Origin of the sequence: Syntrophotalea acetylenica (genome assembly GCF_001888165.1) — a bacterium.
Lineage (GTDB): Bacteria > Desulfobacterota > Desulfuromonadia > Desulfuromonadales > Syntrophotaleaceae > Syntrophotalea > Syntrophotalea acetylenica.
Genome location: NZ_CP015455.1, coordinates 501,862 through 514,699, shown reverse-complemented (window position 1 = coordinate 514,699; position 12,838 = coordinate 501,862). Strand labels below are relative to the sequence as shown.

Genomic DNA, 12,838 nt, shown 5'->3' with positions numbered 1-12,838 from the left:
GCGGGACTCGGCTGCTTTAAAGGATGGCTCTATGCAAAATGATCGCTGCGCTCGCGTTTGGCTGCGCCTCTTTATGGCACTGCTGTTTTGTGGCGGCGGTTATGGTCTGACGCAGCTCCCGGCTCTGGTCACGGCTTTCAGACAGGCCGGTGAACCCGAATGCACGCCACACCGCGAAGCCAGCAGGCCATCGACTCCCGCTGCCACCAAAAAGCGGCCCGCCGAAAGGTCCGGCATGCCGCCCGAAGCCGCAAGCGTGGAAAATCCCGGACAACCCGTCTTGCGCGACCGACTGGAGAAGCATCCGGTGTATAACGCCCTGCGGGCCGTGCGCGACCCGGAACTGGGGGTGAGCATTATCGACCTGGGGATGATCCGCGACATTGCGGAGGATGGACCGGCAGGGCTGGTGATCACCATGCTTCCGACCTCCCCCCTGTGTCCCTATCTGAAATACCTGGTAGCTGAAATCAGGCAAACGGCGCGACCGCTGGCCCCCGGCAGGACGATCAAGGTTGTAATCGACATGCAGCATCGCTGGACTCCCGAATATCTTTCCACCGAAGGGCAACGCTATTTTTTTGGAGGCAAACCATGATGGCGCGGGCCTTGACGCTGGGACTGTCTACCGGTTTTTTCTGCCTGGGAACCTGCGCCCCGGTGCTTATGAGCCTGTTCGCCAGCGGCGAACAGGCGGGATTGAAATCCCATGCCAGGGGGCTGGTGATCTTTCTGGGGGGAAGGCTGGCCGGCTACTGCCTGTTCGGGGCGGCGAGCTTTGCCGCCGGACAGGCCCTGGGCGCGCACAGCGCGTCCCTGACCGTGCTGCTGCCGGCAGGGGAAGTGCTGCTCGGCGCCGTGATGCTGCTCCATGCAACCTTGCACCGCCTGCCGCACCTGATATCATGCCGCCGCGCCCACCGCTGGTTCGGTCGCCACAAACTGCTGTTTGCCGCCGGATTTTTCACCGGCATCAACCTCTGTCCGCCGTTTCTGCTCGCCGTTGCACAGGCCATGCGCGGCGGCTCCATGCTGCAGAGTGTGGCGTTTTTCGTGGTGTTTTTCCTGACCACTTCCCTGTACCTGCTGCCACTGGTCCTCTCCGGCCTGGCAACACGCTATTCCGAAATACGTGCCGCCGCCCGCATCGCCTGCGGCATCGGCGGGTTATGGTTCATTCTGCGGGGCGTGAAACTGCTCGGCGGCTTCACCTGATTGGCGTTTGTTTGCGCCTACCGCGCCGCTTCCAGCCGATTGACGATGCGATCGGCCTGCTTGAGAATTTCCAGTTCGGGGTAGTCGTAGCGCGATGGCGAATGGTGGTTGCCGACAATGTCGGCAACTTTCTGCAATTTGCTCTCGGGAAAACCGATGCCGCCCAACAGGGAGCGCACCACCGCTGGCCCGTACCGCTCCTGGGTTCTGCCGTTGTTGTAGCCGAGTTCCTGCTCCGACGGTTTAATGCCGACATCGTGCAATAGCGCAGCCGCGATCACCACATCGGGATCGTGCCCCTCGAAGGTCTCCATGATACTTTCGGCATATCGCAAAACGCTGACGGCATGCTGGATGCGGCGGTAATCTTCTTCAAAATAATCCACCAGCAGCTTTAAAAGCTGTCCCTTGAGATAGGGCATAAAACCTCCCGGCAAAAAGCGGACAAACGGTCATCAGTCCCATCGCCAAAGGCCGGGCTTGGCGCCTTTGTCGAGGGCTGGTGCGTTCTATCGCGGCGGCTGCACCCACTGCTGCAAAAAGGTCTCCACTCGCGCCTTTTTCTGTGCCGCCAGGCCACACATCAACGCAAAGGATACCGTGGGCAAACCGTAAGCATGCCGCAAATCCTCCACCATGCGCAGCCACAGATGAGCGGTCATTTCGGCATCGGCCAGCGCACGATGAAACCGGCCGCTATTGGGCAGCCCCTTCAGGTAAACCAGTGTCGCCAGTTTGTGATTGGGAGCATCCGGATAGAGCCGCCGGGCCACCAGCAGCGAACAGGCGAATTCCTGCCGACGGATGCGGCCAATGCGGCCCAGTTCATGATCGAGAAAGCGCCGGTCGAAAGACGCATTGTGGGCCACCAGCGGCGCCATGCCGATAAAATCATGAAAATCGGCCATTACCTCGGCAGCGGGGGGCGCCGCCTGCAGCATGGAGTTGCTGATGCCGGTATAGGCCTCGATGAAACCGCTGACACGGCGGCCGGGATTCATAAGGCTCTGAAACCGGCCGACGATCTGTCCGTCCACCATGCGCACCGCGCCGATCTCGATGGCCCGGTCGCCCCGCAACGGCGCCACGCCGGTCGTCTCGAAATCGAGCACCACGATTTCTTCGCCACTGGCATGCAGTGCCGCGGGCCGTTGTGCGTCATGGGGAGTCAGGGCGAACATACCTTTGTCAATAGACCGGCATCAGTCCGGGGTGGTTGCCGGTGATGCAGACACCGCCGGACGGTGTTACCTCGAAAGTGTTTTCGATGCCGACCATGCCGACATGGGCGATGCCCTTTTTCGGTTCCAGCGCGAGGACCATACCCTCCTCCAGCGGCTCATCGAAGCCTTTGGCGATCACCGGGAATTCGTCGATGAGCAACCCGATGCCGTGACCGAGAAAACGAGCCTGGCGGCTTCCGTAACCCATGAAATTTTCAAGAAACCCGGGGTCCAGGCTGTCCATGGTAGTCCGGTAGATTTCCGAGGGGATAGCCCCGGGCCGCAACTGACGCGCCACCCGATTCTGAATGTCGACGCACTGCCGGTGCACAACCGCAACTTCCTCCGGCAACGGCGCGCCGAACATATAGGTCATGGTCTTGTCGGTGTGATAGCCGTCAACCCCGCAACCGATGTCGACAAACACCAGATCGCCTTTTTTGAGAGTGTGGTCGCGGTTGCCCAGCACCGGAACCGCCGGCCCCAGCCCGAAATTGCCGCCGGGGCCATCGAAGGAGGTCGGATAGAGTGAACTCGGCCCGAAGCAGACATGTCCGATCACGATCTCCGTCTGAAACATGCCAAAGCGTGCCACCCCGTGGTGGCCCTCTTCGACCATCACCGGGTACAGCTCCGCCGCCAGTTGGGCCTCGCTCATGCCTTCGCACAGCATGGCCGGCAGCCGCTCTTCCAGAATACGCCGGTGCACCATACCGGAGCGCCGCATGATCTCAAGCTCAAAGGGGCTTTTGACCGCCCGCACCGCGGCAACCTGCATATCGACGGACAGATACTCGGTGATGGGAAAATATTTCCGAAACCGCTGCAGCATGGCCAGCGGCACCAGCTCCGCTTCCAGATGAATGGTTTCCGGACACGGCCCCATTCCCTGGGCGGCATCGCGGTAGCTGTCCATCGGCTCGATACGCGGAAACAGCGATTCGTCCAGGGCCCGCTCATAACTGCGCCGCACCCAGTACACGGCCTCGGCATCGCGGGGGATAAGCAACACGCCATCCTGCATGGTGCCGGTAAAATAGTACTGATTGACCCGGTCAAAAAGGGCGGCCATCTGCCAGCGCGGGCAGGCGGCTTCCATGCGGGCTCTAAAGCGGGTCATGCGGCTCTGCAATTCTGAAAAAGGCACGGCGGGACGCATCTGCTACTCCTGTAACCTGACCTTGGAAACTCGTGAATCGTTTCCTAGTTTTTTAAAGGATCCTGTCGTTTTACCTATAATTTTGATTCTTTGCAAAAAAATAATCTCCTGAAAAAATGAAATATGCGCTAAAACATGCAAAGCAGGGGATTAATACAAGCACGAATGCATGTTGGTCAGGCAGGCAAAAAACGCGTCCCGGGTGCTGGCGGAAGCGGCCCTGCGGCAGTGCCAGACGGTGAAACAACGCCAGCAGCCGGCTGCGAGTCCATCGATCAATGAAACTCGATCGAAACCACCTTGCCCAGCTCCGCAAGCCGGTCAGCGATTTTTTCCATGAGGTTTTTGCGAATGGACATACTCAGGGGGAGGTCCGGGTTCTGGTAGGCGGGGTTGACCTTCAAGCCAACCACCAGAGTAATTTCATCGGCATCGAGCAAGGCTTCGGCGACCAGGACCGCACCATTCTTGTCTTTTGTCGGCAGCAGGTTCGGATTGCCATGCGTGGCTTCAATCCACTCAAGTACCGACGAGAGAGTCAATATCCCCTCCGTCAGGATATCGATCCCCGGCAAACTGCTCATCGGAGGGACATCCAGTCGAGCCGTATCCGGGTCGATAGCGCCGCTGTGACCGCTTTCCCTGGCAACAATGTTGCCGGTTGTCCCGCCGCAGACAATGCGCGTCCCCTCAAATTTCAAAATGCGCTGGGACAAACTGCGATCCTGGTCGGGATTGACGGGCGGACCGGTGAAAAGCATGACACCCTGCTTCGCCCGCACAAGCAGTCCGAGCAGGGAAGCGTCATCCGCCGGTTTCCTGTCATAAAGCTGGTTGACATGAGCGACGGTTTTGTCAACCAGCAGGCGAAGGTTGACAGGAAGATACTGGAATAATTCCTCAACGTATGCCCCGAGACGATTTACATCCCAATTGGGATTGAGCACGCCACCGATGCCGGCCTGGAGCATACCGTCGCTCATGGTGATCAGCAGATCGCCGCGTTCCAGGGCTCCTTCTGAATATTGAACATTCCTGTCCATCAGGAGAATCTGGCGAAATGGCAAAAATTCGAGTTTACGTTTGCGATAAAAAAGAATCGGAGGATTGTCGAAGTTGTAAACCTTGTAGGTCAGATCGGAACGATCGATTTCGATCATGGTGCTGGTGGCATAGGCCAGGTTCAGTTCCTTGTCCACGGGCAACGTGCCAATAACGGTTTCAAAAACCTCCGGCAGGGGGACATCTTCACGCAGCAGGTTAATGATGATTTCAGAGGAAAGGGTGGCCAGAATGTTGGCTTTGACTCCGTGGCCAAGACCGTCGCACAGCACCGCACGGGTCTTGTTTCCGGAATTGATCACGCGAACCTGGTCGCCGCAGAGTTCTTCCCCCACCATGTTCAGGCTTTTATGATAAACATCCAACAGGCATTTCACTACTTGATCTCCTCATTCAGCGCGTTGCGGATTTTGATCAAGCTGACCTTTGCCTCAGCCGTTGTTTCTCCAAGCAGGCCCGCAATCTGCTGTGCGATATGCATCTGCTTGTCAATGACCTTGTTGACATTCAGGAGCAGTTCCTCCTTGATGCGGCGCATCTCTTCGCGCTGATGGTGCTCGCAGGTCAAATCGACCAGGATGCAGGCCACCACGCCTTCATCCTTCATGGGAAAAATAACCAGTCGCATATAGGTTCCGTAGCGCTGGAACTTTTTTTCCTTGCGGATGACGCTGTTTTTATCCCAGGCTTCCTGAAAATCACTCAGGTCATCAAAAAAGGCTGAAGCGTGCTTGCCAAGCACGTCTGCTTCACCGGTTTTGACGATGTCACAGAAAGAGGGATTTACGATTTTAATCATCATGGAGTCATGATCCATAACGACCAGGCTGTTAGGATCATATTCCCAAAGCTTTTTCCAAAGAGTCCTGTTAATCATCGCGCACCTTTGTTTTCTGTTCCGTTTTGAATAAAAAGGACGGCCGGCAAACGAGAAGCCAACATATCACAGAACCACTCTATTTGGGAATTCCTACCGTAAACATCACGAAAAATAATGAGGAAGCCACATCGGAGACCTCCGCTGCTAACTAGTTTTCATCCGGAAACGGCCCTTTTCCGCCATGGCGGCGTCAATCCGCAGGCTTGCTTGTGCGGCGTACCGATGTACGCCTCCGCGCAACCCCTTGATTTCCTTGCCACAACGAAAAATTGCTCGTTTTCCATATGAAAACTACGCTGTATCCAGAGAAAGAGAAAAACATCAGGTGGGAAGATTTGGAAGGGATTCGAACGACAGTCGCCATAGCCACAGGCAGCTGAGCAACAGGTTTTTGCATCGGAAATGGCCCGGCCGGACCATCTCGACAACATATCCTGACCCGGCGCGACGGACCTGCCAGGGTCAGACGCCTCGCAACATCACACAGGGAACGTAACGGCGCGCCAGTTCGGCAAAATGCTCCAGAAAAGAAGCCGGATAGGGCTCGATGGCCCGATAGCCGTCGTCCATGCAGTAGTGCGGCACGAACTGCTGCAGCACCCAACTTCCGGCACCCTGCAGCAGGGTGCCCAGGACATGGATGTCAGCCTCCTGCACCAGGCCGGGCACACAGGTCGTGCGAAACTCGCAAGCAACGGAATCGCGCAACAGCAAGGCGACGCTCTCCCGCAATGGGCTGCCGTCCACCGGTGCGCAGTGCAGTTCGCCGTAGCGCTCGGGGGACGTCTTGAGGTCCAGAGCTACCATATCCGCCAACCCCTGCTCCAGCACCCCGGCGACGACATCGGGACGCAACCCGTTGGTGTCGAGCTTGACCAGCAGCCCCAGATCCTTGATGCCGCGCATCAGGTCGGACAATCCGGGATACAGGGTTGGCTCGCCTCCTGAGATAACCACGCCATCGATGAAGGAGCGCCGCTGTTTCAATTCTTCAAACAACGGCTCCAGCGGGTAGTCAGGCAGACTCTCCGGTGCCTTTACCAGAGCGGGGTTGTGGCAAAAGGGACAGCTCAGATTGCACCCCCCACAAACACCAGAGAAGCGATGCGGCCGGGAAAATCCAGCAGGCTGGTTCCCTGGAAGCCTTTGATTCCCATTGAGATCAGCCTTTTCCGGGGGTTTTTTCAAGGACAAATTCACGGCGGTCCTTGAATTCCTCCTTTTTGCCGCGGTTCCATTGCTGAACGGGCCGGAAAAATCCGCAAACTCTCGAATAGACTTCGGTTTTTGCATCACACTTGGTTGCCATGTCCAGTCTCCATGATTAAGGAAGTCGTTTCAAACAAGCCGGTCTCAGGCCGCACCGCCGTCCTGGTGATGGGGACAGCTGAAATGCTCGCCCGGAATATAGCCATGCACCGGGCAAATAGTGAAGGTCGGACTGATGGTGAAATAGGGCAGATGAAAATTGTTGGCGATGCGCTGCACCAGCAACCGGGCGCTTTCCCAGTTTTCCAACCGTTCACCGAGAAATCCGTGAAACACCGTGCCGCCGGTGTACAGGGTCTGCAGTGCATCCTGGTGATTCAGTGCCTGAAAAATATCCTCGGTGCTGCCAACCGGCAGCTGCGTGGAATTGGTGTAATAAGGCTCATCGGTGCCGGCGGTGATAATCTCCGGATAGCGCTTGCGATCCTGACTGGCCAGACGAAAGCTGGTGCCTTCGGCCGGAGTGGCTTCAAGATTGTACAGATGTCCCGATTCTTCCTGGAACGCCTCCAGTTGCAGGCGCATGAAGTTAAGTGTCTCCACCGCCAGAGCCTTGCCGGAAGGCGTTTCAATGCCCTGACCGATAAGGTTGAGGGCGGCTTCGTTCATGCCGATCAGGCCGATGGTGGAAAAATGGTTGGCCCAGTACTGGCCCATACGCTCCCGGATTCCGGACAGATAAAAGCGGCTGTAGGGGTACAGGCCTTCCTCCGTCAGGCGTTCAAGCTGCTTGCGCTTGATTTCCATGGACTGGTAGGCCAGGCGCATCAACTCGGAGATGCGCGCGAAAAAGGCCTCTTTGCCGTCCGCCAGATAGGCGGCGCGCGGCAGATTGAGGGTCACCACGCCGACCGATCCGGTCAGGGGATTGGAACCGAACAATCCGCCGCCACGGCGGCGCAGCTCCCGATTGTCGAGGCGCAGCCGGCAGCACATGGAGCGGGCATCTTCCGGGTCCATATCCGAATTGATGAAATTGCTGAAATAAGGGATGCCGTACTTGGCGGTCATCTCCCAGATGGCCTGGAACCGGGGACTTTCCCAGTCGATGTCGCTGGTGATGTTGTAGGTCGGAATCGGAAAGGAAAAAATCCTGCCGGCATGGTCGCCGCTCATCATCACCTCGCAGAAGGCGCGATTGAACAGATCCATTTCCTCCTGAAAATCGCCATAGCGATCATCCATCAGCCGGCCGCCGCACACCACCGCTTCCTCGGCGAGATTGCGCGGCGCGATCATATCGAGGGTGATGTTGGTAAAAGGCGTCTGGAAACCGACCCGGGTCGGCACGTTCATGTTGAAGATAAATTCCTGAACCGATTGCTTGACCTCGCGATAGGTCAGTTTGTCGTACCGGATAAAAGGTGCCAGCAAGGTATCGAAGTTGGCGAACGCCTGGGCACCGGCCGCTTCGCCCTGCAGGGTGTAGAAGAAGTTGACAACCTGACCGAGGGCTGTACGGAAATGGCGCGGCGGTCCGCTCTCGATCTTGCCGTAGGCGCCGCTGAACCCGCGTAGCAGAAGATCGCGCAGATCCCAGCCGCAGCAGTACACCGACAGGGTACCAAGATCGTGAACGTGAAAATCGGCATTGCGATGCGCATCGGCGATTTCGCGGGGGTAGACTTTGTTCAACCAGTAGTTGCTGGTGATATTGGCGGCGATGTGATTGTTGAGCCCCTGCAGAGAATAGCCCATGTTGGCGTTTTCGTTGACCCGCCAGTCCTCCTGGGTGAGATAGGAATCGATGGCCTCGATGGACTCCTGAATGAACTCTTTGGTCTGACGCAGCGATTCGCGCTGTTTACGGTAAAGGATGTAGGCCTTGGCGGTTTTGGCGTGGCCTTTTTCAATAAGGATCTTCTCCACCAGGTCCTGGACATTTTCAACGGTCGGAACCCTGTCATCCTTGTAGATGACCTCCAGAATGCCGCCGACTTCACGGGCGATCTTGCCAGCCTTGTCCATATCGGTACCGTTCACGGCCCGCACGGCTTTCTGAATGGCCAACGAGATCTTATCCTGCTCAAACGGCACCAGCCGGCCATCTCTTTTGCGAATATATTCGATCATGCCTGCATTCCTCCACGGTCGATTTGACGAGTCTGAATGTAGCACAGCATGCCTTGCTGTCAAGGCAAAACAGCACAATATCTAGGGGAAAAACTGCGCATACTGCCCTATATATTGTGCATATGAACTGGAAAGGATGTGGATAAAAAGTGGATAAGACCGTGGGGAAAAACCCCTGACCAGGTGAAACACCCTAAAAAAACAGGCAAACCAAAACAGGAGCAAAAAAACGGCGGAAACAGGACTCAGGCTTTCATCAACAGAACTGCGGCCACCGCCAGAAGGATTCCAAGCCCCCCCCGGAAATCGAGCCGCTCACGATACAGAACCGCTGAAAGCAGAACCGCTATGGTGAAATGCAAACCGACCAGCGGCGCGATAACGGCCAGCGGGCCGGTCTCCAGCGCCCAAAGGAACAGGTAAAAGCCAATCAGATTCAGCCCCCCCATGATTATGCCGATAATTACTGGCGCCTTCAGCGCCGCTGACGAGACATTTTGCCACTGGCGGTATCGCCACAAACCCGCGGCCGCGGCACTGAAGCTATAGGCGATTGCCATAAATCCCCACTTATCCGCGTGCAGGGCGGCAAATTTACTGGAAACGGTGGCCACGGTCCCGGCCACCATGGCAAGCAGCGCCAGAGCCACCCCGCACCGGTATCGGCCCGCAACCTCCTCCGCCGGGGAGCCTGCCGCTGACCGGCGAGCAAACAGCAGCAGTACGGCAATGGCCAGCAAAATGCCGCACCACTGCCGCGGCCAGAGCCGGTCCTGAAAGAAAAACACCGAAAACAGGGTTGCGAATACCGTGCTGAGGCGCGTGATCGAATACCCGACAACAGCCGGGATCCGCCGCAACGCTTCAATGGTCAGCGCCGCACTGGCCAGAAACGCCACGCCATTGACCAATCCCCAAAGCACCATGGAAAGGCGCGGATCTCCCCGGTCCGCCCCGCACAAAAACTGTGACCAGCTGACCACCGCCACCGTCGCCATAAAAACCAGGCTGGTCAGCGCGGTATTGCAGCCGCGTTCCGCCGCCACCTTGTAGAAAAAGCGCTGCAACCCTATCAATACAAGGGCCAGCAGCGCTTTGAAAAACCACGGGGTCATGCCTTGCCCCTTTTGCCGGACGGGAAAAAACGGCCGGGAAAGACGGACGCCGCCACCCCTCTCGGCCTATGGCGGAATTTATTTGTAATAGGACCGCAGGACAGCCAGCATTTTTTTCGGCAAAGCCTCCGGTTCGTCGCGAAGTAACTGCGCCAGGGCGGAAACGACGAAGTAACCGTGCCCTGCATACAATTTCTGGAGGCTCTTCTCGGTCAGAGGCAGCCAGTAAACCGAACGGGCATCACTGCCGGCGCGGGGCTCCAGATCCGCGGCATCCTCGGAACTCAGATGCAGATGCCGAACCGTGGTCTCGATCCACGCGTGGTCGGTGGAACGGGGGTCATCGACAAAGCCGCGATAAATCAGCTTGCCACGATTCATGTCGAGACTCACGCCGGTTTCTTCAGACAATTCCCGGGCAAGCGTGCGGCTCACCTCTTCGCCAGCGTCGACCATACCGCCGGGGATGGCCCACAATCCGTTATCCTTGCGTTGAATCGCCAGCATTTCAACGTCGCCGAACTGCTTGTTGATGCGCGTGACGATGGGATCGGCGGCGTAATTAACGCCCCACTTGCCAAGCAGGCCGCGCCCGGCGATTCCGGAACGCCCTCGGGGATTGAGCGGCCGGCCCTTGGCATCGAATCGGATCGGCCCTTCGAAACTCTGCACTGGCAAAGCTTCGGCCATGGCGATGTCTTCCGGATCGGCCCAGCCACCCTCCTTTCGGGTGCGGTCGTTGGCCAGCACCTCGGGAGCAACGTAATAGGGCGGATCGTAATCGGGATAATCGACATCCCAATCTACCAGCGCATCGGGAACCTTGATCCGCCGCGGATAGCCATCCGGCCATTCGAAACGAGCCCGCCAGGGCTCCACATAAACATGCAGATCTCCTGCCAGCCAATCCCGGCTTTCAGGGTCGCCGCCGGAGGCGAACACAGAGGGTCTGGCCTCTTTGCATCCCGGTTTTTTATCCATGACTGATCTCCAGTATCGGCCCGCCGGACGGCTTAAAGAACCTCGCCAACGGCCGCCTTGATTTTTTCAATTTCCGTTTCAGTGGGAAACCACATGAATTCATTATGGTAATCCTGACCCAGGTCTTTATCGGTATGGCGGGTTGCCGCGGCGAGTTTCTCCTCGTCGACAAAGCCTTCCTGATTGAAATGGACATATTGTCCATAAATATTCTGCAGTAAAAGGGTCTGATCCGGCTGTCTGACCAACAGGGCTCCGGCCAATCTGACACATTGCCCCTTGAATTCAACAAAAGGTTCCAGATGCTCGCAGGCGGCGTCGAAGCGCGCCTTGTCGACCGGATGCATATCTCCCTGGTCATCGAACCTAAACATACGTACTTCAATCTCCATGTCATGTCTCCCTGATGTAACTTGAAAAAATTTCCAGGACAGTTTGCACACCGGACCGGACGGCGATCACGGACCGAACCTGCTCCTTATGCATGGTATAAATAGCAGCCGTAGCCGTTCCGGAGCAATTTAAAAAGATCTTGCATCGCAAAGCGATTGCCGAAGCCGAACCAGCGGTTCCGCATAAACAGCATCAGACCGCCGGCGGTTTGAACGCGTCAGGGCAGCACCGCGACAGACCGGCAGGCGGGGCAGCGCATGCGCTTTCCGGAAAGCCGCATGGGGTAGGCAATCTTACGGCCACAGGCACTGCAACGCGCCACCCCCACTTCGGGTTGATCCGGGTTGCCGGGCAACGGAATCAGACAAGTCTCCTGACCGGGAACCGGCGAAGGCATGGCCGGTTCAGGCGGCACCTCGGCGCCAGCATCCAGCGGTCCGACACTCGGCGCCTGCCTCGAAAGGGAATCGTCCTCGTCCATGTCTTCCTCAAAAACGGGCTCCTCGCTGTCACGAGTCTCGGCCATGTCCGGCGGTGAATCGTCGACGAATTCATCCGGCATCCCGGCCGCTTGCTCGACAAAGGCCGCTTCAACCGCATCGGCATCCGTGGATGCGCTTCCGGAATGGGTAACGTTGAACTCGAATCGGGACGCCGACTCCGGGTCGCCTGCCGCGAACGCCACCGGTTCGACGGCGGGTTCCAGATCTGCCACTGCGCCGGCATCAGGCACGACAAACTGGAAGGCACCTTCAGACACCCCGGCACTTTCGAAGGGTTCCGCGGCATCCGCTTCAGCATCCGCCCCGGACTCAACCAGCGGCTCGGGTGCAACCTCTTCATTTTCCCCGGAAAATTCGGGACCGATGCCAATGGCACCCATTTCTTCCCCAGAAGCCGCTCCGGTCCCTGCATCGAAAAGGTCTTCGGCGTCGGACATCGGCTCCGCGGCGGTTTCCGTCACACTATGCGGGGCCATCTCTTCGACGTCTGCCGAAAAATAACCCTCGGCATCCGCCAAATCCTTCGTTTCCGGAACGGCGCCAGCCAGACTTGACGCAACGGAAGCCGGCAATTCATCAGGAATCGGGGCAACGCCGGATGGAACCATTTCGGATGGCTCACCCTTATAAGCCCGCTGCTCTCCTTCCGGAACAGGCATGCTCGGCAGCGGGACCTCACTCTGCGCTGCATCCGCACGGTCGGCAAGCTGCTGAATGGCCTCGCGAACCGCGGACAACTCGGAACAAATGGCGGCCAGCAGCTTGCCGGTCCGGCGATAAAGCAAGCCGATCAGCACCAGCAGCATGACGCCAATTAGCAACAGCAAGCCTTGCGGCCCGGTCAGCAAAGCCAACATATCCTGCGGGTTCATAATCCATCCTCCTTGAATCCGGAATCTGAAAAAACCGACTTATCTGTCCTCCGTCCCGGAATTTAACGGCCACAGCCGCGCGCGACATCCCCG

At 57.7% G+C, this 12,838-nt stretch carries 12 protein-coding genes and 1 pseudogene; 2 read left to right on the top strand and 11 right to left on the bottom strand.

The window, feature by feature from the left end; translation table 11 throughout:
• The first annotated feature begins 31 nt into the window (after window positions 1-31).
• Complete coding sequence (locus tag A6070_RS15050) at window positions 32-598, top strand: metal-sulfur cluster assembly factor (RefSeq protein ID WP_158514006.1); 567 nt, start codon at window positions 32-34, stop codon at window positions 596-598.
• Window positions 595-1,215, top strand: a complete 621-nt coding sequence (locus A6070_RS02370) for a sulfite exporter TauE/SafE family protein (protein ID WP_072286882.1) — start codon at window positions 595-597, stop codon at window positions 1,213-1,215. Before A6070_RS15050 ends, A6070_RS02370 begins: the two co-directional genes overlap by 4 nt.
• Before the next feature lie 17 nt (window positions 1,216-1,232).
• Here A6070_RS02370 and A6070_RS02365 read toward each other — a convergent pair whose 3' ends face one another.
• From A6070_RS02365 to A6070_RS02310, 11 genes and pseudogenes are all read right to left on the bottom strand, one after another.
• Window positions 1,233-1,637: an HD domain-containing protein gene (locus tag A6070_RS02365; RefSeq protein WP_072286881.1), complete on the bottom strand. Its 405-nt coding sequence runs from the start codon at window positions 1,635-1,637 to the stop codon at window positions 1,233-1,235.
• Between the two features lie 87 nt (window positions 1,638-1,724).
• A complete protein-coding gene (locus A6070_RS02360; RefSeq protein WP_072286880.1) occupies window positions 1,725-2,396 on the bottom strand; it encodes a 3'-5' exonuclease in 672 nt (223 codons plus the stop codon).
• Between the two features lie 7 nt (window positions 2,397-2,403).
• Window positions 2,404-3,597, bottom strand: a complete 1,194-nt coding sequence (locus tag A6070_RS02355; RefSeq protein WP_072501939.1) for a M24 family metallopeptidase — start codon at window positions 3,595-3,597, stop codon at window positions 2,404-2,406.
• A 275-nt stretch (window positions 3,598-3,872) separates the two neighbouring features.
• Complete coding sequence (locus A6070_RS02350; protein ID WP_083568942.1) at window positions 3,873-5,036, bottom strand: SpoIIE family protein phosphatase; 1,164 nt, start codon at window positions 5,034-5,036, stop codon at window positions 3,873-3,875.
• The gene (locus tag A6070_RS02345) at window positions 5,036-5,536 is read right to left on the bottom strand and encodes a PAS domain-containing protein (RefSeq protein WP_072286878.1); all 501 of its coding nucleotides are present in this window, start codon (window positions 5,534-5,536) and stop codon (window positions 5,036-5,038) included. Before A6070_RS02345 ends, A6070_RS02350 begins: the two co-directional genes overlap by 1 nt.
• 465 nt (window positions 5,537-6,001) lie before the next feature.
• Window positions 6,002-6,739 (bottom strand): anaerobic ribonucleoside-triphosphate reductase activating protein, encoded by a 738-nt coding sequence (locus tag A6070_RS02340; RefSeq protein ID WP_236718903.1) that lies wholly within the window; start codon window positions 6,737-6,739, stop codon window positions 6,002-6,004.
• Window positions 6,702-8,881, bottom strand: a pseudogene (locus A6070_RS02330) (ribonucleoside triphosphate reductase). The gene A6070_RS02340 and the pseudogene A6070_RS02330 overlap by 38 nt, the downstream one beginning before the upstream one ends.
• Before the next feature lie 245 nt (window positions 8,882-9,126).
• Window positions 9,127-9,996 (bottom strand): DMT family transporter, encoded by an 870-nt coding sequence (locus A6070_RS02325; RefSeq protein ID WP_072286874.1) that lies wholly within the window; start codon window positions 9,994-9,996, stop codon window positions 9,127-9,129.
• A 78-nt stretch (window positions 9,997-10,074) separates the two neighbouring features.
• The gene (locus tag A6070_RS02320; RefSeq protein WP_072286873.1) at window positions 10,075-10,977 is read right to left on the bottom strand and encodes an ADP-ribose pyrophosphatase; all 903 of its coding nucleotides are present in this window, start codon (window positions 10,975-10,977) and stop codon (window positions 10,075-10,077) included.
• 32 nt (window positions 10,978-11,009) lie between these two features.
• Window positions 11,010-11,369 (bottom strand): hypothetical protein, encoded by a 360-nt coding sequence (locus tag A6070_RS02315; protein WP_072286872.1) that lies wholly within the window; start codon window positions 11,367-11,369, stop codon window positions 11,010-11,012.
• A 218-nt stretch (window positions 11,370-11,587) separates the two neighbouring features.
• Window positions 11,588-12,745 (bottom strand): hypothetical protein, encoded by a 1,158-nt coding sequence (locus A6070_RS02310; protein WP_072286871.1) that lies wholly within the window; start codon window positions 12,743-12,745, stop codon window positions 11,588-11,590.
• Window positions 12,746-12,838: the final 93 nt, after the last annotated feature.

Bases quoted from the DNA above. Each gene is read 5' to 3' on its own strand.
- A6070_RS02370 (WP_072286882.1), top strand. From the start codon at position 595: ATGATGGCGCGGGCCTTGACGCTGGGACTGTCTACCGGTTTTTTCTGC.
- A6070_RS02365 (WP_072286881.1), bottom strand. From the start codon at position 1,637: ATGCCCTATCTCAAGGGACAGCTTTTAAAGCTGCTGGTGGATTATTTT.
- A6070_RS02345 (WP_072286878.1), bottom strand. From the start codon at position 5,536: ATGATTAACAGGACTCTTTGGAAAAAGCTTTGGGAATATGATCCTAAC.
- A6070_RS02310 (WP_072286871.1), bottom strand. From the start codon at position 12,745: ATGAACCCGCAGGATATGTTGGCTTTGCTGACCGGGCCGCAAGGCTTG.
- A6070_RS02320 (WP_072286873.1), bottom strand. From the start codon at position 10,977: ATGGATAAAAAACCGGGATGCAAAGAGGCCAGACCCTCTGTGTTCGCC.
- A6070_RS02325 (WP_072286874.1), bottom strand. From the start codon at position 9,996: ATGACCCCGTGGTTTTTCAAAGCGCTGCTGGCCCTTGTATTGATAGGG.
- A6070_RS15050 (WP_158514006.1), top strand. From the start codon at position 32: ATGCAAAATGATCGCTGCGCTCGCGTTTGGCTGCGCCTCTTTATGGCA.
- A6070_RS02315 (WP_072286872.1), bottom strand. From the start codon at position 11,369: ATGGAGATTGAAGTACGTATGTTTAGGTTCGATGACCAGGGAGATATG.
- A6070_RS02360 (WP_072286880.1), bottom strand. From the start codon at position 2,396: ATGTTCGCCCTGACTCCCCATGACGCACAACGGCCCGCGGCACTGCAT.
- A6070_RS02355 (WP_072501939.1), bottom strand. From the start codon at position 3,597: ATGCGTCCCGCCGTGCCTTTTTCAGAATTGCAGAGCCGCATGACCCGC.